The 23,583-nt window shown below is 41.5% G+C and carries 26 protein-coding genes; 18 read left to right on the top strand and 8 right to left on the bottom strand.

The genetic code is table 11. The features are described 5' to 3' along the window. The first annotated feature begins 179 nt into the window (after window positions 1–179). From HNR41_RS05395 to HNR41_RS05385, 3 genes are all read left to right on the top strand, one after another. Complete coding sequence (locus tag HNR41_RS05395; protein ID WP_184282466.1) at window positions 180–1,541, top strand: thermonuclease family protein; 1,362 nt, start codon at window positions 180–182, stop codon at window positions 1,539–1,541. Between the two features lie 165 nt (window positions 1,542–1,706). Further along, window positions 1,707–1,907, top strand: coding sequence for a cold-shock protein (locus HNR41_RS05390; RefSeq protein ID WP_035785698.1), 201 nt, complete (start codon window positions 1,707–1,709; stop codon window positions 1,905–1,907). 123 nt (window positions 1,908–2,030) lie between these two features. Beyond that, window positions 2,031–2,450: a hypothetical protein gene (locus tag HNR41_RS05385; RefSeq protein ID WP_184282464.1), complete on the top strand. Its 420-nt coding sequence runs from the start codon at window positions 2,031–2,033 to the stop codon at window positions 2,448–2,450. Between the two features lie 300 nt (window positions 2,451–2,750). Here the strand turns inward: HNR41_RS05385 and rpsD are convergent, their stop codons facing one another. Further along, window positions 2,751–3,353: a 30S ribosomal protein S4 gene (gene rpsD, locus HNR41_RS05380; protein WP_184282462.1), complete on the bottom strand. Its 603-nt coding sequence runs from the start codon at window positions 3,351–3,353 to the stop codon at window positions 2,751–2,753. 219 nt (window positions 3,354–3,572) lie between these two features. Further along, on the bottom strand, window positions 3,573–4,043 hold the full coding sequence (gene msrC, locus HNR41_RS05375) for a free L-methionine (R)-S-oxide reductase MsrC (RefSeq protein ID WP_184282460.1): 471 nt from the start codon (window positions 4,041–4,043) through the stop codon (window positions 3,573–3,575). Window positions 4,044–4,158: 115 nt separating this feature from the next. Between msrC and HNR41_RS05370 the strand changes: the two genes are divergently transcribed. From HNR41_RS05370 to HNR41_RS05355, 4 genes are all read left to right on the top strand, one after another. Continuing rightward, window positions 4,159–5,853 (top strand): septation ring formation regulator EzrA, encoded by a 1,695-nt coding sequence (locus HNR41_RS05370; RefSeq protein ID WP_184282457.1) that lies wholly within the window; start codon window positions 4,159–4,161, stop codon window positions 5,851–5,853. 57 nt (window positions 5,854–5,910) lie between these two features. Then, entirely contained in the window at window positions 5,911–7,038 is a 1,128-nt protein-coding gene (locus HNR41_RS05365) for a cysteine desulfurase family protein (RefSeq protein ID WP_184282455.1), read from the top strand. Further along, window positions 7,035–8,237 (top strand): tRNA uracil 4-sulfurtransferase ThiI, encoded by a 1,203-nt coding sequence (thiI, locus tag HNR41_RS05360; RefSeq protein WP_184282454.1) that lies wholly within the window; start codon window positions 7,035–7,037, stop codon window positions 8,235–8,237. Before HNR41_RS05365 ends, thiI begins: the two co-directional genes overlap by 4 nt. Window positions 8,238–8,706: 469 nt before the next feature. Further along, window positions 8,707–8,871 (top strand): hypothetical protein, encoded by a 165-nt coding sequence (locus HNR41_RS05355; protein ID WP_184282452.1) that lies wholly within the window; start codon window positions 8,707–8,709, stop codon window positions 8,869–8,871. Between the two features lie 96 nt (window positions 8,872–8,967). Here the strand turns inward: HNR41_RS05355 and HNR41_RS11375 are convergent, their stop codons facing one another. Next, window positions 8,968–9,222: a cytidine deaminase family protein gene (locus HNR41_RS11375; protein ID WP_229714913.1), complete on the bottom strand. Its 255-nt coding sequence runs from the start codon at window positions 9,220–9,222 to the stop codon at window positions 8,968–8,970. Window positions 9,223–9,365: 143 nt separating this feature from the next. Next, window positions 9,366–10,163, bottom strand: a complete 798-nt coding sequence (locus tag HNR41_RS05345; protein WP_184282450.1) for an NAD kinase — start codon at window positions 10,161–10,163, stop codon at window positions 9,366–9,368. A gap of 312 nt (window positions 10,164–10,475) precedes the next feature. On the opposite strand from HNR41_RS05345, the gene sppA reads away from it, so the two are divergent. The 7 genes from sppA (at window position 10,476) to HNR41_RS05310 (ending at window position 15,972) form a co-directional block, all read left to right on the top strand. Next, the gene (gene sppA / locus HNR41_RS05340) at window positions 10,476–11,477 is read left to right on the top strand and encodes a signal peptide peptidase SppA (protein WP_184282448.1); all 1,002 of its coding nucleotides are present in this window, start codon (window positions 10,476–10,478) and stop codon (window positions 11,475–11,477) included. Window positions 11,478–11,489: 12 nt separating this feature from the next. Beyond that, window positions 11,490–12,074, top strand: coding sequence for an RDD family protein (locus HNR41_RS05335; protein WP_184282445.1), 585 nt, complete (start codon window positions 11,490–11,492; stop codon window positions 12,072–12,074). A gap of 106 nt (window positions 12,075–12,180) precedes the next feature. After that, window positions 12,181–13,080 carry a class I SAM-dependent methyltransferase gene (locus HNR41_RS05330; protein ID WP_184282442.1) on the top strand — a complete coding sequence of 300 codons (900 nt, stop codon included), beginning with the start codon at window positions 12,181–12,183 and terminating at the stop codon, window positions 13,078–13,080. A 7-nt stretch (window positions 13,081–13,087) separates the two neighbouring features. Then, complete coding sequence (locus HNR41_RS05325; protein ID WP_184282891.1) at window positions 13,088–14,278, top strand: acetate kinase; 1,191 nt, start codon at window positions 13,088–13,090, stop codon at window positions 14,276–14,278. 87 nt (window positions 14,279–14,365) lie between these two features. Then, window positions 14,366–14,851: a MepB family protein gene (locus HNR41_RS05320; RefSeq protein WP_184282440.1), complete on the top strand. Its 486-nt coding sequence runs from the start codon at window positions 14,366–14,368 to the stop codon at window positions 14,849–14,851. A 13-nt stretch (window positions 14,852–14,864) separates the two neighbouring features. Beyond that, window positions 14,865–15,368, top strand: a complete 504-nt coding sequence (locus tag HNR41_RS05315; RefSeq protein WP_184282438.1) for a GNAT family N-acetyltransferase — start codon at window positions 14,865–14,867, stop codon at window positions 15,366–15,368. A gap of 52 nt (window positions 15,369–15,420) precedes the next feature. Then, window positions 15,421–15,972 (top strand): isochorismatase family protein, encoded by a 552-nt coding sequence (locus HNR41_RS05310; RefSeq protein WP_311770121.1) that lies wholly within the window; start codon window positions 15,421–15,423, stop codon window positions 15,970–15,972. A gap of 167 nt (window positions 15,973–16,139) precedes the next feature. On the opposite strand, the gene HNR41_RS05305 is transcribed toward HNR41_RS05310, so the two are convergent. Both HNR41_RS05305 and HNR41_RS05300 read right to left on the bottom strand, forming a co-directional pair. After that, on the bottom strand, window positions 16,140–17,195 hold the full coding sequence (locus HNR41_RS05305) for an LLM class flavin-dependent oxidoreductase (RefSeq protein WP_184282436.1): 1,056 nt from the start codon (window positions 17,193–17,195) through the stop codon (window positions 16,140–16,142). A 111-nt stretch (window positions 17,196–17,306) separates the two neighbouring features. Next, a complete protein-coding gene (locus HNR41_RS05300) occupies window positions 17,307–17,804 on the bottom strand; it encodes a universal stress protein (RefSeq protein ID WP_184282435.1) in 498 nt (165 codons plus the stop codon). A gap of 143 nt (window positions 17,805–17,947) precedes the next feature. On the opposite strand from HNR41_RS05300, the gene ald reads away from it, so the two are divergent. Next, window positions 17,948–19,063 (top strand): alanine dehydrogenase, encoded by a 1,116-nt coding sequence (ald, locus tag HNR41_RS05295; protein ID WP_184282433.1) that lies wholly within the window; start codon window positions 17,948–17,950, stop codon window positions 19,061–19,063. Between the two features lie 284 nt (window positions 19,064–19,347). Here ald and HNR41_RS05290 read toward each other — a convergent pair whose 3' ends face one another. Then, entirely contained in the window at window positions 19,348–19,920 is a 573-nt protein-coding gene (locus HNR41_RS05290; protein ID WP_184282431.1) for a hypothetical protein, read from the bottom strand. A gap of 98 nt (window positions 19,921–20,018) precedes the next feature. Between HNR41_RS05290 and HNR41_RS05285 the strand changes: the two genes are divergently transcribed. Then, window positions 20,019–20,708: a metal-dependent hydrolase gene (locus HNR41_RS05285; protein WP_221432850.1), complete on the top strand. Its 690-nt coding sequence runs from the start codon at window positions 20,019–20,021 to the stop codon at window positions 20,706–20,708. Between the two features lie 124 nt (window positions 20,709–20,832). After that, the gene (locus tag HNR41_RS05280; protein WP_260399574.1) at window positions 20,833–22,122 is read left to right on the top strand and encodes a DRTGG domain-containing protein; all 1,290 of its coding nucleotides are present in this window, start codon (window positions 20,833–20,835) and stop codon (window positions 22,120–22,122) included. 48 nt (window positions 22,123–22,170) lie between these two features. Here HNR41_RS05280 and HNR41_RS05275 read toward each other — a convergent pair whose 3' ends face one another. Beyond that, the gene (locus tag HNR41_RS05275; protein ID WP_184282427.1) at window positions 22,171–22,539 is read right to left on the bottom strand and encodes a YtpI family protein; all 369 of its coding nucleotides are present in this window, start codon (window positions 22,537–22,539) and stop codon (window positions 22,171–22,173) included. 76 nt (window positions 22,540–22,615) lie between these two features. Between HNR41_RS05275 and HNR41_RS05270 the strand changes: the two genes are divergently transcribed. Next, the gene (locus HNR41_RS05270) at window positions 22,616–23,572 is read left to right on the top strand and encodes a DHH family phosphoesterase (RefSeq protein ID WP_184282425.1); all 957 of its coding nucleotides are present in this window, start codon (window positions 22,616–22,618) and stop codon (window positions 23,570–23,572) included. The last annotated feature ends 11 nt before the right edge of the window (window positions 23,573–23,583 follow it).

Genomic DNA, 23,583 nt, shown 5'->3' with positions numbered 1-23,583 from the left:
TTATTTTTATAAAATTCCCTTAGTTTTAAAGACAGTATAAATTAGCGAAAGAAAACTAATAAAATATCAAAATCCGGATAAGTACCAACTTGGTCAAAGTTTCCATTAATTGTTTATTCACAGATACTTTTTATCACGTATAATAAACAGACATGATTATTTAATGGAGAGTTGACTAAATGGGTATTATGTTCGGTTTTTTAATTTTTATTGGAACGATTTCCACAGCAGTTTTATTCGGTCTGGCAATGCACGGACACTGGACTGATAAGGAAGATAGCGCATCTTTCTGGAAGCCGGTATTTGTACTGTTAACTGTATCTGGTATTCTGATGATCAATCGCGCATTGATTATAGAAGGTGCCACAATCAATGAAGCATTCTTAATTTTATGGGTCATGGTGTCGATTGGAATGTTCATATCGATGGCATCCAGCCGTTTTTATAATTTAAAGTACAAGCAAAAAGGTAAATTCAGTAAAATTTCACGCAATGGATTTATTATTGGATTTATACTGTTTCTGTTATTTGCATTTACTCTTCCCGGAACTAACGTAGAAGAGGATGCAGCAGCAAAAGTAGAATCAGAGTCTGTACAGACAGCGAAAGAAATTTCTGAAGCGAACGAAGCAGACTCCGAAGTTGAAAAACAGGCGGAGAAAGAGCAGTTGACTGTCGAGAAAGAAAAAGAAGACGCAGCAGTTCAGAAGAAAGCTGAAGAAGAACAGGCTCAGGCTGACAAAGAAAAACAGGAAAAAGTGGAGCGTGAGACAAAAGAGCAGCAGGAAAAAGAAGAAAAACTTGCAGCGGAAAAAGCGGCTAAAGAGAGAGCTGAAAAAGAAAAACAGGCTCAGAAAGAGAAAGAAGAAGAGGAAAAGTTATCTTCACAAATGGACGGTTTGACGGCAGTAGAACTTTATCGTGTGGTGGATGGTGATACTGTTCATGTTATAGACAGTGATAATAATCTGTTGAAATTGCGTCTTTTATTAATCGATACACCGGAAACAGTGCATCCGAATAAACCTGTGGAACCGTTTGGTCCCGAAGCTTCAGCGAGAATGACTGAGCTGATGAACAATGCTGATATTTTGCATATTGAGTATGATGAAGGTGAACAGACGGATCACTATGGCAGACATTTAGTCTATTTATATGCTGACGGTGAGAGTGTTCATGAAGTGCTGCTTGAAGAAGGGCTTGCGAGAGTGGGTTACATATATGAGCAGCAGCGCTACCTTGTTGAATTCCGTGAAAAAGAACAGTATGCCAAAGATAATCAGCTTGGCATCTGGTCAATTCCAGGCTATGTGAACGAAACTGGCGAAGGGTTTAACAGTGAAACGGAAGAAGAAGCAGTTGTTGAAACTGTGCCTGAAACTAATCTGAATCAAAGCAGTGATGCGGGTTCAGGTGCTTCTTATAACTTTGCAAACTGTACTGAATTACGCACTGAATTCCCTGACGGCGTTGCCAGCGACCATCCTGCATATCAGTCTAAAATGGACGGAGATAAAGATAATTGGGCGTGTGAAAGTTAAAATAATTTGATAATTGGGTTGGCTTATTGGTCAGACCATGGTATATTAAGAGTGTAGTTTTTAAGTCAAAGTTTAAATAGTTTCTATTCATATTACTGAAAAAACTCTTTTAAATGTTTAAAACTGCAAAAATAACACGTGCATAAGCACAAGGAGGTTTTTTCAATGAATGAAGGAACTGTGAAATGGTTTAATGGAGAAAAAGGTTTTGGTTTCATCGAGCAAGAAGCAGGAGACGACGTGTTCGTACACTTCTCAGCTATCCAAGGTGAAGGATACAAAACTTTAGAAGAAGGTCAAAAAGTTACTTTTGAAATCGAAGAAGGACAACGCGGACCACAAGCTGTCAACGTTGAAACTGTTTAATAAATAGTTTAATTTTTAAGAGGCACCTCCGGGTGTCTCTTTTTTTGTCTTCTAACTGGAAAAATTACATTTAATTAGTGTATATTAAAAAAAGATAAATATATACATAAAAGGAGCATATCGATGAAAAATTTTAAATTTATTCTAATCGCCGGACTATCTTTTGCTGCACTAAGCGGGTGTTCTTCTGAAGAAGGTATCACCGAAGAAAACAGCGGAAGTATTGAGGCAGCATTCGAAAATGACACAGGAAACGGGAAACTGGAAATACTGACATCAAATATTACAGCTGACAGTAATGAAATTGAAATTAAAATGCAGGATATCGATGAGAGTAAACCTGCATTTATTACTATCGCAAATGAAACTGTTCATGAAGGAGCTGTAGAAAATAATACTGTCTATACATTTTCAATCGATGATATAGAAGATGCAAAAAGAACAGATTATGATCCAAAAGTTCAATTAATACAAACTGATAATGATAAACTTGATGGTGATATTGCTACTTTTAAAGAAGTAAGATACAGCGTAGAAGATTAACCTATTGTTGCAGATGAATTTATTATAAAAGCTGATAAAAAGAATAGAATATTGTTTGTTGGGCACGGCTGGAGATCCCTGTATGGGATTTTGGGCCGTGTTATAGTATGTGGGTGTTGTGAGGACTGAGAAGATGATAACGCCGTTGTCCCGTTGTTATTCCAGCAGCTTCGGTTCACAACGGCGCTGTCCTGTTGTCATTCAACCATGTCCGGATGACACTTTTCACTCGATAAAGCTCAAAAACCACAAAAAAAGACCCGAAACCATTTAATAATGATTTCGGATCTTCCAAAGTTATTATCTTGAGTAGTACTCAACGATTAACTGTTCGTTAATGTCAGCGTGTAATTCGCTGCGTTCTGGCATTCTGTCGAAAGTAACTTCCAGGTTATCTTTGTTGAATGTCAGGTACTCAGGAGTGAAGTTGCTTAATTCAACAGCTTCTGCAATGATATCAAGTTTACGTGATTTTTCACGAACTCCGATAACTTGTCCTGGTTTAACGATGAATGAAGGAATGTCTACACGTTTGCCATCCACAGTGATGTGACCGTGGTTAACTAACTGACGTGCTTGACGTTGTGTGCGGGCAAGACCTGATGCACGAACTACTGCGTCTAATCTAGTCGCAAGTAAGATCATGAAGTTCTCACCGTGAACACCTTTCATTTTACCTGAACGGTTAAATAGTGTGCGGAATTGACGTTCGTTAACGCCGTACATGTAACGAAGTTTTTGTTTCTCCTGTAACTGCATTCCGTACTCTGATAATTTAATTCTTTGTGTTGGACCGTGCTGACCTGGTGCGTACGGACGACGCTCCAATTCTTTACCTGTGCCAGTTAGGGAAATTCCTAAGCGACGTGATTTTTTCCAGATTGAACCTGTAAAACGAGCCATATATAGCTCCTCCTTATGTTTTATAATATATGCAAAAAACATCATAAGGGAATAATCTCCTGCGAGGGTATACGATTTAAAGTGCCTTCGCCTCATAGCATTGGTTACGCAGCACACCAACCGCGGGGATCGCATACTGACTCGCAATGACTATCCGCTACTTATACTGTTCATTTACACAATAATTCATTTTACACCTTCGGTTATCCGAAGTCAATGTTAAATGTGGTTAATTAACGTTTCCACGAATGCTTTCAGACCCGTACGGTCTTCTTCTGTAAAACGGTCATAAATCGGTGCATCGATATCAAGCACACCAATACCTTTTCCGTCTTTATAAAGCGGCAGAACAATTTCTGATTTGCTTGCTGCATCGCATGCAATATGACCCGGGAATTCATTCACGTTATCAACGATAAAGATATCGTTGCCGCGGAATGCTGTTCCGCATACGCCTTTGCCGTTTTCAATGCGTACACATGCAGGCAGTCCCTGGAATGGCCCAAGAACTAATTCATTACTCGTTTCTTCATATAAATAGAAACCGACCCAGTTTATATCTTTAAGGAAAATATTTAACAGTGCCGACGCGTTTGACAGGTTTGCAATTCTGTCTGTTTCATCTTCGATAAGGCTTTTCAGCATTTTATTCAGCGTCTCGTAATCTTTTATTTCTGTATTAGTGAACATGTTATGCCTCCACGCTTTCTATGTATATTGTTGATTTTAAGAAATTATACATTTATATGTTTTGCAACGCAACGATTTGAGCTATAATTGAGTATATATCTAGGAGGTAAAGTGTATGTGGGTGTATATATTAATCGCGATTATCATTTTGGTCATCGTGGCAGCAGCAGTATTGCTGTATTTAAGATCTGTAAAAACACAAATGATTGATACTCAATACAACAGACTGCATGAAGTGAATCAGCTTCCATTTAAACTCGACTTGGTGAAACTGAAAAACTATAACCTGCACGGTGAAGCAAAGGGGCTTTACAACAACTGGCAGGATGAATGGAACGAGACATTAAATACTCATAGTACACATGCAGAAAATGCACTTGAACAGTCTAAAACGAACGTGGAGCAATTTAAATTCTCCCAAAGTACTAAAAACAATGAACTCGCAGGGGAAAATATCGAGATCATTAAAAATAAGTACGATGAACTGACTGAAGAAGTAGCAGGGTTTATCAAAGCTGTGGAAGAGGGGAAGCATCAGAACGTAGAGAGCGAACGTTTATACCGTGAAGCCAAACGCGATGTGCTGGCGAACGGACATAAGTTCGGAGATGCTAAAAAACCGCTTGAGGAAGTTATTAAAGCCTACGAACCGGAAGTTGCGAAGTACGAGAAAATGGTTAATGACGGAGATTATATCCGTGCCAATGAGTTTATCTTCAATACTTACAACGAACTGCTGAACTTAAAAGACAGCATGGACGAAATTCCGAAGCTGATTAAAGAAGTACAAAAAGAGCTGCCGCAGCAGTTCCAGGAACTGCGTTACGGCTGCAGGGATCTGCGTGCCAAAGGGTATGACCTGGACCACATTAAGGTGGAAAACAGATTATCCACGCTGAAAAGCAATTTAAACAGAGTGGAGCCGCTTGTGGCAAAACTTGAGCTTGAAGAAGCGGACTCAATTTTAGATAACATCCACGATGAGCTGGATGATATGTATGAGCTCGTTGAACATGAAGTCAATGCGAAGAACAAGTTCGACGGCGGTAAAGATGTGATTACCGATGAACTGTTTAACGCCAAAGCATTGAACTACACATTGCGTACCGAAATTGATTATATTCAGGAGCAGTACCATATCGATGAGTCGGATGTTCAGAAAGTCATGAACTACGAAAACGAAATTGAAAATCTGATTTCAATTTACAGCGGCATGATTGAAGAAACTGAGAAGAACACGACGCGCTACAGTGCAATTGTGGACAACATCGATTATCTGAAAAATAATGCGCATACGATTCATGAAGAACAGAACAGCATTCAGGAACATCTTGTCAACCTGCGTGAAGATGATGCAGAAGCACGCGAAAACATTCGTTACGTTAACGACCGTAAAGAGAAAGTTTACCGTGAACTGATGTCGTCAAACCTGGTGACACTGCCTGAGCAGTTTATCGTTATGAAACATGAGATTGAAGTTAATATCAGAGAGATAGACAATTACTTCAGCCGCAAACCGCTGAATGTCGAATATGTTAAAGCTAAAGTGAACGACACTGTGCTGATGATGAATAAATTCGAACAGGAAGCTTATGCGGTTATGAGAGATTCACAGCTGACAGAGCTGATGATTCAGTACGGAAACAGATTCCGCAGTACGGATGCGGACTTAAACGCGCACTTAAATGAAGCGGAACGCTTATTTAAAGAAAACCGCTACAAGCGCGCACTGGATGTTGCGAAAGATGCAGTTGAAAGTGTGGAGCCCGGCAGTGCAGCGAAGATCGAAAAACAATTTGATAATAATTAACATAATGACTTAGGATATGTCATATCCTAAGTCATTTTATGTGAGAGGTGAATTTGGATGATATATTTTGATAATGCAGCAACGACAGCGCCTTACAAAGAAGCGCTTGAGACATATATGACAGTAAGTGAAAAATATTTCTTTAACACAGCGAGTATCCATCAGAGCGGTAAAGATGCTTCGAGACTGCTTGAAGCGGCGAGAAATCAAATACTGGACCTGATGGAGCTGAAGACTTATGATTTAGTCTTTACTGCGAGTGCAACCGAAAGCAACAATATTGCGATTCAGAGTATGCTGAAACGGAAAAAACAATTCGGCAGGACGATTTTAACGAGTGAACTTGAACATCCGAGTATCGTGAACGTGCTGGAAGAAATGAAGAATGACGGCTTTAACGTGAAGTATATTGACACGAATGAAGCCGGCACAGTTAATCTGGAAAGCTTAAAATCAATGCTGGACAGTGACGTAGTATTCGTTACTGTCATGGCACTGAACAACATTATCGGAAGTGTGCAGCCGATAAAAGAAATTGTGAAGATGCTTAAAGACTATCCGAAAGTTCATTTCCATGTCGATGCTACACAGGCAATCGGCAAAGCGGATCTGGATTACAACGGAGTCGATACAATCAGTATTTCTGCACATAAGTTTAACGGCGTAAAGGGAATCGGAGGTTTGTTCATCAGAGACCTTGCAACGATAAGACCTGTTTTATACGGCGGGGGACACGAGTATAATATAAGAAGCGGTACTGTGAACCTGCCGGGAATTACAGCGATGGCGAAAGCACTCAGACTGACACTTGGCGAAGCGCGTGAAGTGAATAAACGTTTATCACAGTTTAATATGAAGATACGCGAATCGGTTGAGGGCCTGGAGTTTATCCGGCTGCAGCCGAAAGCAGCACCGTATATTGTAAACATGTCGTTTGTCGGAGCGAAAGGCGAAGTAGTCGTGAATGCACTGTCAAAACGCGGCATCGCAGTATCGACGACAAGTGCATGCGCATCCAAACTTGCAACGCTGAACGAAACACTCCTTGCACTGGATAATGAAGATAACGTAATCGAAGGCAGTATCCGTATCTCGATGGGACGGAGCACGACTGAAGACGATGTAAATAAATTAATCACAGCATTAAAAGAGGTTTATGAAGAATTAGGAGATGTACTGAAATGAAATTTGATCACATATTAATCCGTTACGGTGAATTGACGCTGAAAACGAAAAACAGAAAGATGTTTGTTAATGCACTGCGCGACCGCATGATGAAAGCATTGAAACAGTATGATGTGCAGATTAAAGCGAACCGCGACCGTGCGTATATTGTTATAAACGGTGAAGACCCTCATGAAATTATCGATAAACTGACGAATATCAGCGGTATTTTAAGCATGTCACCTGTAGTAAGACTGGAAAAAACGGACGAAGCAATGAAAGAAACTGCACTTAAATTTGCAAATGAAATTGAAGAAGGCCATTCATTTAAAATAGAAGTTAAACGTGCAGACAAACAGTACCACCTGGATACTTACGGCGTTCAGCAGCTGCTGGGCAACCACGTTGTAGGGAACACTTCACACCTGACAGTTGACGTAAGAAAACCGGATTATAAAATTCTTGCTGAAATCCGTCCGGATGCAATTTATATGTACTATGAAACGATTAAAGGTCTCGGCGGACTGCCGCTCGGTACCGGCGGGAAAGCATTATTAATGCTTTCAGGCGGAATCGATTCACCGGTTGCAGGTATCGATATTATGCGCCGCGGAGTGGAAATCGAAGCCATTCACTTCCATTCACCACCGTATACGAGTCCGCAGGCAACTGACAAAGTAAAAGCACTTGTCGATATTATGAGCGAGAGAACAGGATACGATATTAAACTTCACATCGTACCGTTCACAGAACTCCAGACAACATTATATGACCGTATCCCGGACAACCTTTCGATGACATCAACGCGACGTATTATGCTGAGAATTGCTGAGAAATTAACGATGAATATCGGCGGGGAAGCAGTAGTGAACGGTGAAAACCTGGGTCAGGTAGCATCACAGACATTAACAAGTATGTTCGCAATCAATGAAGTCACAACACTTCCGGTACTGCGTCCGTTACTGACACTGGAGAAAAACGATATCGTTAATATGGCGAAACAGATGGGCACTTACGAAACATCAATTCTGCCATTTGAAGACTGCTGTACTATATTCAAACCAAAAGCACCGAAGACGAAACCTTCGTTGGAATCAGTGAAGAAATTTGAGAAAGCAGTAGACTTTGAACCGATGATTGAAAAAGCGATGGAAAATATAGAAGTATACATGCCGTCGAAAAAAGAAGAAACAACAGACGAATTCAGCGATCTGCTGTAAAAATAAAAAGAGACCGTCCGGTCTCTTTTTTTGTTTTTCAAATTGGTTTGAGTGACAGTGTCATTTCTACATTGTCAGTGAAGTGAGTTTGAGTGACACTGTCGTTTCTACATTGTCAATGAAGTGAGTTTGAGTGACAATGTGGTTTCTACATTGTCAGTGAAAGGGGTTTGAGTGACAATGTGGTTTCTACATTGTCAGTGAAAGGGATTTGAGTGACAATGTGGTTTCTATATTGTCAATGAAGTGGGTTTGAGTGACAGTGAAATTATCCGAGCTCTTTAATCTTATTATAAGTTTTTATCAATGAAATATACATGCAGTTTAATTTCAGAAGAAAATATTATATAGTGGAGAATTAGATACAGCGCACCGTTACTTATTGGAACGGTGATTTACTTTATCGGTTACAATAAATTTATGAAGATGGAAAACAGAACTGAAAGTTGATTAAGGAGAGATAAATTTTATGAAATTTTTAGGATTTGTATGTCTGCTCGGCGTAATTGTATTATTCGCGACGCTGGCAATGGATTTACATGATTTCGGTATATTGACATACGGACTGGGATTAGTTTTAACGATTTTAAGTATATTCTTCTTTAGAGCATCGGTGGAAGCCGGGCAGAAATAGGCGATATATGAAGTAGATTCACAACCCCGACCGCCATCCAATAACTCCGCATAAACCAAATAAAAGTCAGATCCCGGATCTGACTTTTATTTTTAACTATACATCCCATCGTTCAGGTAGAAGTTCGCTCAGCTTCACAACTCTTTCGCCGGGCAGGTGGACACAGCAGTCATAATTCTCATTATGGATCTGCACGATAAATTCCCGGCATCTCCCGCATGGCGGAAGAACGCGGCCGTCACGGTGTACCGCAATGATTTCTTTAATACGTGTTTCACCGGCTGTCACCATTGCTGCAATCGCAGAGTGTTCTGCACAGAAACCTATCGAACAGGCAACATCTATCGCCACTCCTGTATAGACATGATTGTCTTTAGTGAGTAAAGCTGATGCAACATATCCTGCCCTGCCGTTTCACGCAAGTTTTCTCGGGCGCAGCGTATTCGTTGCTATTGTATGTAAATCGTATTTTATCGTCATCTGAACCGCCGCCTTTACAGGAAGTTTCTCTGGGCTTTGTGCCAGAATGTATTATTGTGCAGTCTGATTGTGTTAATCGTTTTATCGCTTAATTTAATACGGACTGTTTCCGTATTCTGCACACTCAGTGCCTCGTTGTCCATACTCATAATGGGGTAGTAGTCATTCGACTGGTCGATTGCAAGTGTAATCGGGCGTGCTTTCGACAGCAGGAAACTCGTACCGAGTGTCCGGTGGTTATTATTGTTGACACTCCCGAGTTCCGTTACCTGCATTGCGCTGATTAACGGATCGACAACAGCACCGCCGAGTGATTTATTATAGCCGGTTGAACCGGTCGGTGTGGAAATGACGATACCGTCTCCGTTAAAGTGCTCAAACAGAAAGTCGTCTATGTAAATATCCATCATAATCGTGCGGACAAGACTCGTGCGCAGCGTAAATTCATTCAGACAGTAGTTCGGCTGATTGTTATTCACTTTCACTTCGATAACAGGGTAGCTGCGTGTTTCAAAGCCATTTGTTTTAAAAACCTGTCTGATTTCAGACAGATTATGGTAATTAAAGTCCACGTACATATAATTCTTTTCTTCAATGCCGATGCCGATGTACATGCAGTCGCTGCGGAAGTCATTTTTTCTTACCGCCTGCAGAAATGCACCGTCTCCGCCAACCGATGCAACGATGCTTGCATCATGACAGCTGTCGACAGTAGTAATGCCGATTCCTGCGAACAGATTAACGAGATCTGCCGTAATCTTTTTTGAGTTCTTATTGTTTGGTTCAAAGAAATAAATAGTGTTATTTGTCATATATAACGTACTCCTATATCAAAATAATTCATTTATACATTTAAATGTCTGACAATAATTACCGCATTCAATTAAAGTCTTAATAATTCAATTATTTCAAATTATAACCCAGTGAATGATTTTATGCATGACTATCGCTGAATGATGAGGAATTTTACCGGTCTGACTGATGAAGACAAGCGCTTTGATGCCTTTTTTAAAATCAGGATAAAACCTTCACCAGAATTTGATAATATAATTCCCGGCTGCGGGGCGAAACGCATCGGGAAAAGTGTTATCATAAAACTGACTTTTAAAATAGGAGGATATTTCATGAAAAGAATAATCGCTTTAGTATCAGCAATTGCGCTGGTCATCCTGGGCCTCGGTGCGTCATTTATGACATCGCTGTGGGCGAGTGACTGGGAAGATATGTTCAATGAATTTTCCGGTGTAAATGCACCGATGAGCCAGGTACTCGAAGAGGGGGATGCCGGCAGTAAAATTGCGGTCGTCAACTTTGATGGTGTGATTCAGGATACAGGCACGACAGGCGGCGGCATGTTCGCGACTGAAGGCTATGATCATCCGATGACAATCCAGGCATTAAAAGATATTGCAGCTGACGATTCATACAGCGCAGTACTGCTTAACGTTAACTCACCGGGCGGCGGTGTCTTTGAAAGTGCGGAGATACATAAAGAGCTGATGGCAGTTAAAGAAAGCGGCAAGACAATCTACAGCTCGATGGGCAACATGGCAGCTTCAGGCGGCTATTACATCTCAGCGCCGTCTGACCGGATTTTTGCTACTTCTGAAACAATTACAGGTTCAATCGGTGTAATTATGCAGAGCATGAACTACACTGAGCTTGCTGAAAACGTCGGAATTTCTTTCGATGTATATAAGAGCGGCAAGATGAAAGACATGATGTCCGCTTCACGCGAAGCAACTGACGAAGAACAGGATTACCTACAGGAAATCGTCGATACGATGTTCCAGGACTTCGTTGATGTCGTTGCAGACGGACGCGGTATGAGTGAAGAGGAAGTAAGAAAACTTGCTGACGGCAGAATTTACCTCGGCGGGGAAGCAATTGAGAACGGACTTGTTGACCAGGAAGGTTACCTGGATGATGCACTTACTGCATTGAAAGAAGAAGTCGGCGGTACACCGCAGGTTGTTGAATTCGGCGGCACACCGTCAACATCATTCCCGTTCGGCGTTAAGATTCAAAATGCTCTAGAAGGAATTACAGGCGGCGGAGAAGTGAAAATGGTTCAGGAACTGATTAACAACCGCCAGGGCGCAGAGCCGATGTATCTTTATGAATAAGGAGGGGTATCGATGGAAGAGAACAACGGAATTGTAAGAAAAGATACCGATTATATCCAGCAGCTGGATTACATGACACATGCTGCCTTTTTCCCGAGATTCATCAGCTACATTATAGATGTGATTGTACTCTGGGCAGTTGCTCAGCTGACGATTATACCGATTTTAACGGTACTTGAAGTCAGAGGCGTCTATTTTGGCATTGAAGCATTGTCGATTGAAAACATTGCGACAACACTGCTGTACTTCTTATACTTTACTCTGATGACCTTCTTCTTGAAGCAGACATTGGGCAAAATGATATTAGGCATCAGCGTAATTTCTTCAAAAGGGACGAAGCTGACATTCAGCCAGGTGTTCTTCAGGGAGACAGTCGGGAGAGTCATTTCAAATACATTACTGTACTTACCGTATCTTGCAGTATTATTTACCGACTCAAAAATCGGGCTGCATGACTTTATCGGTGATACGTACGCGGTAGATAACAAGTACAAAGAATACGGCGATGTGATTAAACACGAAATGCATCCGCATACTGAACGCAAATTAAAAGAAAAAGAAGACTTCAGACAGACAGCGGACAGAACTTTCGACTAAGAGCCGATGTTAAGTGTTTGAAGCGGCGACAGTGATATAATATAATCAAGGTAACTAGGACTATCCTATACGGATAGTCCATATTTTGTTTAAAGAGGGATATTTAATGGCGAAAACTACGATGGAACAAGTGTATGAAGAACTGATTAAGAGAATAGATGAGATTGTTAAACACGATGAAAAACCGAGACTGGAAGCACTGGCGGAAAGTCTGCTGCAGGTCAACGCTGAAGGTTCGATGAGCGAGCTTAGAAAAGCGTTCCAGTTTGCTTACCTTTATCAGGTAAAAGAAGAACCTGTTCAGAGCAACCATCAGCTGACTCCGGATGCGATCGGCTACCTGGCTGCACACATTATCGATCTGTTCACTGAAGGCAAAGAAACTGAACTGCTTGATATCGGAAGCGGTACGGGGCACCTTGCAATGACAATTAAAGAAATGGTGGATAACGTAAACCTGTCAGGTGTTGAAGTTGACCCGGCACTTGCTGAAATTAATGCGAACTTGTGCGAGTTCCTGAAAGTACCGATGTACATTCACCCGCAGAACGTCATTGAACCGAGCAGAATACCGACGAGCGACATTGCTGTCGGCGACCTGCCTGTCGGTTATTACCCGCTGCCGGCTGCAGACTATAAAACAGCATTTGAAGAAGGGCAGAGCTACGCGCACCTGCTTATGCTTGAAGCGGGCATGAATCTTGTTAAAGACGACGGGCTCGGGGTGTTTATCGTACCGTCAAATATGCTTGAAGAAAATAATGAAACCATTAAGAAATATATTTCTGAAGATGCGACGCTGTTAATGTTCTTAAACTTACCGGCAACCATCTTCAAAACAGAGAAACAACGCAAATCGATTATCGTTCTGAAAAAAGGCTTCTCGCCGATTGTGAACAACGAAGTATTAATCGGAGATGTGCCTGATTTTAAAAATGCTCAGAAGATGCAGGAGTTTTTACGTCAGCTTAATGATTGGTATGAAGAATACAGCAGAAAGCAGTGATTACAACATGACTAAGATTATTGCGATAAACGCCGGGAGTTCGTCATTTAAATTTGAATTGTTTGAGATGCCTGAAGAAACGGAAATTGCCCGCGGACTGATTGAGAGAATCGGTCTCGGAAAAGGCAAGTTTACGCTGAGCTACAGCGGCGGGCGTGAGACGCTTGAACGTAATTTTAAGACGCATACAGAAGCGGTTAACGTCATGCTTGATGCATTGGTGGAAAAGAAAATTATCAAGTCGATTAATGAGATAGAAGGCACGGGACACCGTGTCGTACACGGCGGTGAGACATTCACTGATGCAGTGGTTATTGATGATTCGGTCATACAGGAAATTTCGAAACTGGCTGAATTCGCACCGCTTCATAACCCTGCAAACTTAATGGGAATTGAAGCAATGATGGAACTGCTGCCGGACGTCACGCACGTTGCTGTGTTTGATACATCATTCCATCAGACGATGCCGGAAAGCTCGTATTTATACAGCCTGCCGTACAAATATTATAAAGACTACCGTATCCGTAAATTCGGCTTCCACGGGACGAGTCATAAATATGTAACAGGCCGTGCGGGTGAACTGCTGAAACGTCCGATTGAAGAATTGAGACTGATCAGCTGTCACCTGGGTAATGGAGCAAGTATCGCTGCAGTAAAAGCAGGGGAATCACTGGATACATCTATGGGCTTCACGCCGCTTGCGGGTGTAACGATGGGAACGCGTTCGGGAAACATTGATCCGTCGCTGATTCCTTACATAATGGAAAAAACAGATAAAAGTGCAGTGGAAGTACTGAACGTGCTGAACAAAGAATCGGGACTGCTCGGTGTCAGCGGATTCTCAAGTGATTTAAGAGACATTACCGATGAAGCAAGAAAAGGAAATAAACGCGCAGAACTTGCATTGGAAGTATTCGGTTCGAGCATCCATAAATATATGGGATCATATGCCGCACGAATGGGCGGAGTCGACGCAATTATTTTCACAGCAGGCGTGGGGGAGAACTCTGCGCTGATCCGTGAGAAAGTATTGGACAGCCTTGAATTCATGGGCGTTTATCTGGATAAAAAAACAAATAACGAAACGATAGGCGTAGAAGCAACAATCAGCCACTCTTATTCACCGGTTAAGGTGCTGGTAATTCCAACCGATGAAGAAGTGATGATCGCGAGAGAAGTGCTGAAACTGGCGGAGTAGTTGAATATATCTGTGTAAGCAGCTGTACTATAATGCAGCTGCTTATTTTATGAAGTTTACTCAGCAGAAAAGGTCAGGTGTGAGTGTATGTTTGAATCAGTAGAAATGATTAATAAAATTTTGAATAAATTAGAACTGAATCAGGTTAGCGAAATGTGTATAGAGCCATTAAATATTAATTATGAAAGCTGTATTTTCAAAATAAACAAAGAGAAGTATAGAAGCAGAAAAGCTAAAAAGACGCCATCAAAAAAAGGTTATTTTACAGTGTTCTGGCTTAAAAATGAGAATGATAAAAACAGGCCCTACACTTTAAATGAAACACCGGAGAAGTTAATCATTACAATTATTGATGGTAAGAAAATAGGACAGTTTGTATTTCCGAGAGAAGTTTTATTAAAACAAGATATTTTGAAAACAGAAAGAGTTAAAGGGAAAATGGCGATGAGAGTATATCCTGACTGGGAAACAGAACTAAATAAAACAGCTGAACACACCAGAAAATGGCAGAGCGATTACTTCATCGATTTTACGGATGAAATAAATAAAGATAAGTTAATAAGGTTGTATTAAGGAGATTTTTATCATGAAAATCAGAGCACTTGAAGAAACGGATCTGGAGTTTGTTCATCAGCTGAATAATGAGTATTCGATTATGTCGTACTGGTTTGAAGAGCCGTATGAATCACTGACTGAACTGAAGTATTTATATAAAAAACATCTGATGGACGATGACGAGAGAAGATTTGTTATCGAGGATGATGGTATGCTGGCGGGTATAGTTGAGCTGGTTGAGATTAATTATATTCACAGAAATTGTGAAATTCAGATTATCGTCAAACCGGAATTCAACGGCAAAGGTTACGCGAAGTTTGCGTTCGACAGATGTCTCGCATATGCGTTTAACATTCTGAACATGAATAAAGTGTATCTTTATGTTGATACTTCCAACGAAAAAGCTGTTCATATTTATGAAAGAAGCGGCTTTGAAATTGAAGGTACGCTGAAAGAACAGTTTTATACAAAAGGTGAATACCAGGATGCCTATCTGATGGGGCTGTTAAAGCGCAATTGGAAACGGGTTAACTAAGCAGCTCATTCGGGCTGCTTTTTATTTTGGAGATATTGGGTATAGATAAAGTATAATTGAAATTTTTCTGACAGGATGTGTAAAGATACTTATTGTTATAGATGCTCAGAATGATACTTTCGACAGAAGAGGTACGAACTTTGCAGAATGGGCAAAAGTAATTGAAGATGGTCTGGCAAAAAGAATTGATCTCGCGATAGAGAACAACGAATCGATTCTCTATACGAAAAATTTGTATCCTGACTTTGAATACAAAGAACGCTCTGCCGAATCCATTAAATTTGATGAAGCGATATACCCGGGATTTTATACCCGGCTTGAGAAACACGGTGACGAATACACGAAAACCTTTTACGGTATACCGCCGACAGAGGCGAAAAATATTTATGAAAATTATAAAGATGAAGTCGAGACGAATCAGATGATTGAATTCATTGGTGTTGAAACTAACGTCTGTGTGCTTGCTAATATAATGGTCATTCAGAATATATTTCCGGAAGCGAATATTACAATCAATAAAAACCTCGTCGCAGCAGCAAGTGATGACCTGCACGATAAAACGCTTGAGATTCTTTCGAACATGAACGTATTTATAGCTGAATAAAGACTCGGGGCATGGAAATGCCGCGAGTTTTTTGTTGGGAAATTAGAAACTTGATACACTTCGTGGCTTTAACATGGTGACTCGAAGTACTTTGATTTACGATGTCGTCTCAACATGGTCACTCAACACACAAAAAGAGGATGTCCCGGGACATCCTCTTTTAAATACTACATATTTCTCTCTGCTTTAATCTTCGTAACACCATCTCTGACCAAAGGTGCAACTTTTTCACCAAACAGTTCGATTGTTTTTATCACCTGATCGTGTGGCATTGTACCTACAGGTGTTTGCAGTGTAAAGCGTTCAATACCCATATGTTCATACAGTGCGATAATTTTTCGTGCAACTGTTTCCGGGCTGCCGACGTACAATGCGCCTTCCGGATCGCACATGTTATCGAATGTTTCTCTCGTATATTGTCCCCAGCCGCGTTTGCGGCCAAGTTTCGTCATCGATATCGAGATGGCAGGGAAGAACAGGTCGCGTGCTTCGCCGTCTGTATCCCAAATGAATCCGTGTGAGTTCGTTGCGACTTTCAGCTTACTTTTATCGTGTCCTGCGGCTGCACCAGTCTGCCGGTAAAAGTCTGCGATTCTTGCAAACTGGAACGGGCTTCCGCCGATAATCGCAAGCACTAACGGCATGCCGAGTTCTGCAGCGCGTTTTGCCGATTGCGGTGTACCGCCGCTCGCTATCCAGATTGGAATTTCATTCTGGACTGTTTTTGGGAAAATTTTTGCATTTTCCAACGCCGGTCTGTGTGTACCTGACCAGTTAATTTTTCCGCCTTTTTGCAGCGTCAGCAGTAAATCCAGCTTTTCATTAAACAATGTATCGTAATTATTCAAATCATAACCGAACAGCGGGAATGATTCGATAAACGAGCCGCGGCCGGCCATAATTTCAGCACGGCCGTTTGAAATACCGTCTAATGTGGAGAAGCGTTCATAAACGCGTACCGGATCATCCGAAGACAAGACTGTCACTCCGCTAGATAACCGGATGTTTTTCGTCACAGCAGCACCTGCTGCAAGTACAACATCCGGTGCACTCACTGCGTAGTCGTCGCGGTGATGTTCACCAATTGAGAATATATCAAGACCGACACGGTCTGCCGTTTCCATTTCATGCACAAGTTCCTGCAGACGTTCTGCGTGGGAAATTGTTTTGCCTGTCTGGGGGTCAAAGACCGCATCACCAAACGTATTAATTCCAAGTTCCATAAGTAAACCTCCGAAAGTGAATTTGAATTCAGTGCAGACGATAAAGTGCAAATAAAAAAGTAATGTACCCGTCAGGCACATTACTTTTTTACAGTAACCGCTATTTAGATATTAGCGGCTTTGTTCAATAAACTCTTCAGTAGCTACCAGCGGCTCGAAGTCAGCAGGTAATGTCTCAGTACGTACTACCAGTACGTCACATTTAGCATTTCTTACAATTGCTTCGGAAACCGATCCGATGATGAAGCGTTCAACCGCATTCAGACCGGTCGATCCGCAGGCAATTAAGTCTGCGCCGATTTTTTCTACAGCTTTTTTAGGAATAATTGATTTCGGTGAACCATAGTCGATGATTTTCTCTACATGTTCAACACCTTTGTCTAATGCAACTTTTTCATATCCGTCCAGTAATTTTTGAGCAAATTCGTTCGCACGTGCTGAAATTGAACGGTCGTAAGCTTCAACAGACGCGAAAGAGCGAGTGTCAATAACGTTAATAATCGAAAGTTTAGCATTGTTACGTTTCGCAGCTTCGACTGCTTTCTGGAATGCCCATTCTGCTTCGTGTGATCCGTCTACTGCAACTAAGATGTTTTGATATTGTAACATTAAGAATCAACTCCATTTCCTCTTCTTAGTTATATTATACCATATGGTTGCGCTTCCAAAACTTTAAAAATTGAGATAATTGTAGACTAATTTGTGACTTTCTGTGATACAATATATTTGTTTGAATAAAGGGGGATTTAGAAATGATTATTGGTATACCGAAAGAAGTAAAAAATAACGAAAACAGAGTGGGTCTGACACCGGGCGGCGTTTACGCGTTTGTGCAGGCAGGACATACTGTTCTCGTAGAAAAAAATGCAGGCAGCAAATCGTATTTCGAAGATTCAGCGTACACTGAAATGGGTGCGGAAATCGTCGATACGGCAGCAGAAGCCTGGAATGCTGAAATGGTAATTAAGGTAAAAGAACCGTTAGCCGAGGAATTTGATCTTATTAAAGAAGATTCAATCCTATTTACATACTTACACCTTGCACCTGAAGAAGCATTAACTCAAGTTTTAGTCGATAAAAAAGTAACTGCAATCGCGTATGAAACAATTCAGCTGCCGGACGGTTCACTGCCGCTTCTTGCACCGATGAGTGAAGTCGCAGGACGCATGTCGGTACAAGTTGGCGCTCAGCACTTAATGAGCATCAACGGCGGTAAAGGAATTCTCCTGAGCGGTGTACCCGGGGTGGAAAAAGCTAAGGTAACTGTCGTCGGCGGGGGAGCTGCAGGTACGAACGCTGCCAAAATGGCAATCGGCCTTGGCGCAGACGTAACTATTTTAGACTTAAACCCTAAACGTTTAAGAGAGCTGGATGACTTATTCGGCGCACGTGTGCAGACATTAATGTCTACACCGTTAAACATCAAAATGGCTGTTGAAGCAAGTGACTTAGTTATCGGCGCAGTATTAATTCCGGGAGCGAAAGCACCTAAATTAGTATCTGAAGAAATGATTAAGAACATGGCACCGGGATCAGTTATCGTTGACATTGCAATCGACCAGGGTGGTATTTTTGCTACGACCGATAAGATTACAACACACGATAACCCTACATATGAAAAGCATGGCGTCATTCATTACGCAGTAGCTAACATGCCGGGAGCTGTGCCGCGCACATCAACAAACGCACTGACAAACGCAACACTTCAGTACGGACTGCTGATTGCAAATAACGGTTACAAAGAAGCAGTGGTTAAAAACCCTGTAATCGCAGGCGGATTTAACACATTCCAGGGCCACGTAACTTATAAAGCAGTTGCGGAAGCTCAAAACAGAGAATACAAAGACATCCACGATTTACTAGGATAAATTAAAAAGAAAAAGCAGGCCCGCGGGTCTGCTTTTTTGTTTATGTATGGGTGTTTATCGTGTGGGTGAGCCGATGTGGCTTGGACATAGTCACTGAAACCCACTTGACTGACAGTGTGGCTTGGACATTGTCACTGAAACTCATTTGACTGACAGTGTGGCTTGGACATAGTCACTCAAACCCATTTGACTGACAGTGTGGCTTCGACATAGTCACTCAAACCCATTTGACTGACAGTGTGGCTTCGACATAGTCACTCAAACTCCAAAAACCCAAAAATCTACTAGTCAATTACTGCCACTTCAAATGGAATACTCTTTTTGAGATCTTTGAGCTGCTCGGGACGAATCAGCGGGATAATCGAGAGACGTTTCTTGACATGCATTTTCAGTTTTGCCAGCGGCTGCAGCTCTCTAAAGTTTCTAATATCAATATTACGCAGGTCGTACATCACACCTGACACATCATTTTCGATAAAGAGCTCGGCGAGCCGGCTGTGAAGAAAGTACGGTACTTTCGTAAATGACGGACCGATTATAAAGTGCTTGTTGCGGATTTCATTAGACAACGTTTCAAGCAGCACTGTATTAACATCGTGGAAGTCGCGTATAAATATCTGATCGATAATAAAACCGTCGGCAACAGATTCTCGGCGGATTGTTTCAATCATCGTATTCTCGATCATAAAGTCATTCGTTTCATGAAAGTTGTTGACCGTTATGTAAATTTCATTATCCGGAGTGAGTGCACGCTGCATTTCCGCCAGTGTTAAGTTCGGTGTATTAAAATCCGGATACGAAAATAAAACTGCTTCCGATTCCATTTTTAGCGAGTGTGTTAAATAAATGTGTTTCATCGGTTTATCTCCTTATATATAAAATATCGTTTTAATGATTATTTAAAAGTTTTTCAGGGAATAGACTATTATTAATAATTTAAACAGGAGTGGTAATTTTGACTGTAAAATATCATGGACATGCGGTACTTTCTTTTAATAATAATGACACGGATGTCATTATCGACCCGTTTATTAACGGCAACGATTTAACTGATCTGACAGTTGATAATGTTAAAGCTGATTATATTATACTAACACACGGTCACAATGACCATGTTGGCGACACGGTTGAAATCGCCAGAAAAAATAACGCGACGGTAATTGCACCTGTGGAACTGGCGGCTTATCTTGAAAGCCAGGGCGTTGAAAATACTATCGGCATGAACGTCGGCGGAGAAGGAGAGTATGAATTCGGCAAAGTAAAATATACTCATGCATTCCACACATCAAGCTACACTGACGATGATGGCGTGACGCACTATACAGGCGAGCCGATGGGCTTAATTTTAACGCTCGGCAGTAAGAAAATTTATGTAACAGGTGATACCGGCCTGTTCGGTGATATGGAACTGATTGCGAAAAGAAACGGACCAATCGATGTCTGCTTCATTCCAATCGGTGACCACTTTACGATGGGAATCGACGACGCGGTATACGCGGTGAACGAACTGATTAAACCGACAGTCGTTGTGCCGGTGCACTTCAACACGTTCCCGCCGATCAAGCAGAATCCTGAAGAATTCAAAAACAAAGTCAACACAACATGCCAGGTACTTGAGGCGGGCGAAGCAGTTGAATACTCTTAAAATAATATAAGTGAAAAGTTTTTTGATAAAACCCGTACAGCAGATCTCCACATAATCTGCTGTACGGGTTAATTTTTCCTTTTTCTTTTATACACATCAATTATTCGTGCTATGATAAATTTAATTGGAAATAAAGAAATTGGGTGAAGACATGTCGAAACATGAAGATATTTTAAAATATATAAGAGGTCTTAGAGAAGGCAGCAGTCTGTCGGTGCGACAGATTTCCGGCTATATGGGCGTGTCTCTCGGCACGAGTTACCGCGCGATTAAGCAGGCGGAACAGGACGGTCTGGTTAAGACAATCGAACGCGTCGGAACTTTCCGTATCGTGCAGCGTGAAGTGAAGAGTCACGGTAAAATTATGTTCAGGGAAGTTAACCGCGTCATTCAGGGTACTGTGCTGTCCGGCGATAACTATCTCGATAAAGAAATCTCACGCATTCTGATCGGTGCAATGCAGACTGAAGATCTCGTTAAATATTTGGAGCCGAGCGGCCTTTTAATAGTAGGTAACCGCGAACGTTCCCAGAGAAAAGCACTCGAAAACGGTGTGGGGCTGCTTATTACAGGCGGTTTCGGCACGGGTGGGGAAATACTGAAACTGGCTGAAGAAAAACAGCTCCCGGTCATTTCGACGACACATGATTCATTTACATGTGCGTCAATTATTCACAGGGAAGTCTACAGCCTGTCGCTGTCACAGAATATTGTTACCGCGGGCAGTCTGATGGTGAAGCAGGAACAGTATACAATCGATATTAATGACCTCGGCACTGAAGTGCATCCGGAAGATAAAAATATGATTCTCTTAAACGGCAACCGTTTCGTCGGTGCAATCCGTTCGAAGTTTTTAAATGAGATGACTAAAGATAATTACACATCATATCTGCTGCCTGACTACAGTGCAGAAGAAGATACGACGCTGCTGTCGCTGAGACAAATTATGAGCTGGCATCAGCTGAATATTATTCCGGTAGTGGAATCAGGAGATTACCGCGGTATCGTGCACCGCAGGGAAGTATTTAAAAATATATCTTCAAGAAACTTAAAATCCGGCATGTCGACAGATCAGCTGATCGACAGAGAAATTAAAATCGACAGCAATAAAATTAATATAAGAGTAATGCCGTTTATGGCCGATGAGTTCGGTTCACTGTCACAGGCAAACTTTATGAGACTTGCAGAACGTCTCATTCTCGTCGTGCTTCAGGAGAACCATATTCACAGTTACCATATCGACACTTACAACATAATGAACTTTAAAATAGTTCAGCTCTATCAGGAAATTGAGCTGACGGGTGAAATAATCGACAGGGGCGAGCAGTTTATCCGCCTGGAGATTGTATTGAATGTGCAGGGAACAGCGTACTCGAAAGCGACATCCATGATTCAGCACTTCAACGAAAAATAAAAAAACATCCTGCTGTTATTTACAGCGGGATGTTTTTATTATGTAATGCTAGCGTTTTTTGCGTTTGGCTTTATTTGCCTTCATCGCTTCAAACTCTTTCCATGCCTGTTCTTCAATCGGCAGATTGCCTTTGAAATACTTTCTTGCCTGATTAAAGTGGTACGCCTGATATCCTCCGAAGAGTACAAATATACCGCCGATAATGTAAGCCACAAGTGTGTGGAACTGAAGCATAGTGTTTAAACCGAAAGCGACGAGAAACAGACCGAGCCAGATTCTCGCAATACTGTTATAATACGCGCCTCTCACATCGCGGACTGTACGTATCTTTCTAACTTTGAAGACTACAAAAAGTATGAAAGTAGCGACAATCGCTGTGACGAGAAATGACACGGCAAACGTGAATAAGAATTCCATACGTTACAACTCCAATCTCTTATGTAGTATAATTGATTGATGAATGTAAGTAAATTAATATTGAGGAGTTTCGCCATTGTTTAATAAATTAACCGGACATTTAAATGACTTAAAAACATATGCAAGCGACGTACTTGAACTGATAGAATCACACGATGAAATCGTCATCCTGAGACACCGGAAACCGGATCCTGATGCTTACGGTGCACAGCTCGGTCTCCGTGCCTATTTGCAAAATAAGTATCCGGATAAAAGTATCGCGGCACTCGGGCACGAAGAACCGTCACTCAGCTTTTTAGGTGAGATGGACCGCGTATCAACGATTGAACGTCCATTGGTAATTGTTGTGGATACAGGCAACCGGGAGCGTATTGACGGTACGCTGGATTACGCTGAGAAAATCGTTAAAATCGATCACCATCCGAACGTGGAATTATACGGTGACGTGTCGATTGTTGAAACAGAAGTATCATCGGCAAGCGAGCTCATTTATCTGTTAATCGATATTTGGGACCGCTCGGCAATGAATGATGAGGCAGCGGCGCTGTTTTACATGGGAATTGTCGGAGATACAGGCAGATTTCTGTATAACAACACAAGTACACTGACACACGCAGTCGCATCGAAACTGAAAGAGTTTAACTTCGATGCAGCAAACTTAAATAACCAGATGCACAAATCATCTAAAAATAAATTTAAATACAAAGGCTATTTAATTCATAATGCGGTATTCACTGAATCGGGGATCGCATACGTGTACGTGCCGAAGTCAGTAATGGAAGAATATGATTTAAGCGTCAGCGAAGCGGGTCTTGACGTCAATATCTTCAGAGAAATTGAAGATGTGAAAGTGTGGTTTATCGCACTGGAAGGCGACGGTGAAATCCGTGTCAGACTCCGTTCGAAAGAAGTCGTCATTAATGACGTGGCAGCTATGTTTGACGGTGGCGGACATCCGCTGGCATCAGGTGTACGTGTGAAAGACATGAATATGCTGGACGAACTGATTACAAAAATTGAAGAAAAATTGTAACGAGTAGGTGT

The sequence above is a fragment of the Jeotgalicoccus coquinae genome (genome assembly GCF_014207425.1).
GTDB lineage: Bacteria > Bacillota > Bacilli > Staphylococcales > Salinicoccaceae > Jeotgalicoccus > Jeotgalicoccus coquinae.
This window is presented reverse-complemented; position numbering and strand designations above follow the sequence as displayed.

Excerpts from the sequence above, each read along its gene's own strand:
- HNR41_RS05395 (WP_184282466.1), top strand. The coding sequence starts at position 180 with ATGGGTATTATGTTCGGTTTTTTAATTTTTATTGGAACGATTTCCACA.
- HNR41_RS05390 (WP_035785698.1), top strand. The coding sequence starts at position 1,707 with ATGAATGAAGGAACTGTGAAATGGTTTAATGGAGAAAAAGGTTTTGGT.
- HNR41_RS05385 (WP_184282464.1), top strand. The coding sequence starts at position 2,031 with ATGAAAAATTTTAAATTTATTCTAATCGCCGGACTATCTTTTGCTGCA.
- rpsD (WP_184282462.1), bottom strand. The coding sequence starts at position 3,353 with ATGGCTCGTTTTACAGGTTCAATCTGGAAAAAATCACGTCGCTTAGGA.
- msrC (WP_184282460.1), bottom strand. The coding sequence starts at position 4,043 with ATGTTCACTAATACAGAAATAAAAGATTACGAGACGCTGAATAAAATG.
- HNR41_RS05370 (WP_184282457.1), top strand. The coding sequence starts at position 4,159 with ATGTGGGTGTATATATTAATCGCGATTATCATTTTGGTCATCGTGGCA.
- HNR41_RS05365 (WP_184282455.1), top strand. The coding sequence starts at position 5,911 with ATGATATATTTTGATAATGCAGCAACGACAGCGCCTTACAAAGAAGCG.
- thiI (WP_184282454.1), top strand. The coding sequence starts at position 7,035 with ATGAAATTTGATCACATATTAATCCGTTACGGTGAATTGACGCTGAAA.
- HNR41_RS05355 (WP_184282452.1), top strand. The coding sequence starts at position 8,707 with ATGAAATTTTTAGGATTTGTATGTCTGCTCGGCGTAATTGTATTATTC.
- HNR41_RS05345 (WP_184282450.1), bottom strand. The coding sequence starts at position 10,163 with ATGACAAATAACACTATTTATTTCTTTGAACCAAACAATAAGAACTCA.
- sppA (WP_184282448.1), top strand. The coding sequence starts at position 10,476 with ATGAAAAGAATAATCGCTTTAGTATCAGCAATTGCGCTGGTCATCCTG.
- HNR41_RS05335 (WP_184282445.1), top strand. The coding sequence starts at position 11,490 with ATGGAAGAGAACAACGGAATTGTAAGAAAAGATACCGATTATATCCAG.
- HNR41_RS05330 (WP_184282442.1), top strand. The coding sequence starts at position 12,181 with ATGGCGAAAACTACGATGGAACAAGTGTATGAAGAACTGATTAAGAGA.
- HNR41_RS05325 (WP_184282891.1), top strand. The coding sequence starts at position 13,088 with ATGACTAAGATTATTGCGATAAACGCCGGGAGTTCGTCATTTAAATTT.
- HNR41_RS05320 (WP_184282440.1), top strand. The coding sequence starts at position 14,366 with ATGTTTGAATCAGTAGAAATGATTAATAAAATTTTGAATAAATTAGAA.
- HNR41_RS05315 (WP_184282438.1), top strand. The coding sequence starts at position 14,865 with ATGAAAATCAGAGCACTTGAAGAAACGGATCTGGAGTTTGTTCATCAG.
- HNR41_RS05305 (WP_184282436.1), bottom strand. The coding sequence starts at position 17,195 with ATGGAACTTGGAATTAATACGTTTGGTGATGCGGTCTTTGACCCCCAG.
- HNR41_RS05300 (WP_184282435.1), bottom strand. The coding sequence starts at position 17,804 with ATGTTACAATATCAAAACATCTTAGTTGCAGTAGACGGATCACACGAA.
- ald (WP_184282433.1), top strand. The coding sequence starts at position 17,948 with ATGATTATTGGTATACCGAAAGAAGTAAAAAATAACGAAAACAGAGTG.
- HNR41_RS05290 (WP_184282431.1), bottom strand. The coding sequence starts at position 19,920 with ATGAAACACATTTATTTAACACACTCGCTAAAAATGGAATCGGAAGCA.
- HNR41_RS05275 (WP_184282427.1), bottom strand. The coding sequence starts at position 22,539 with ATGGAATTCTTATTCACGTTTGCCGTGTCATTTCTCGTCACAGCGATT.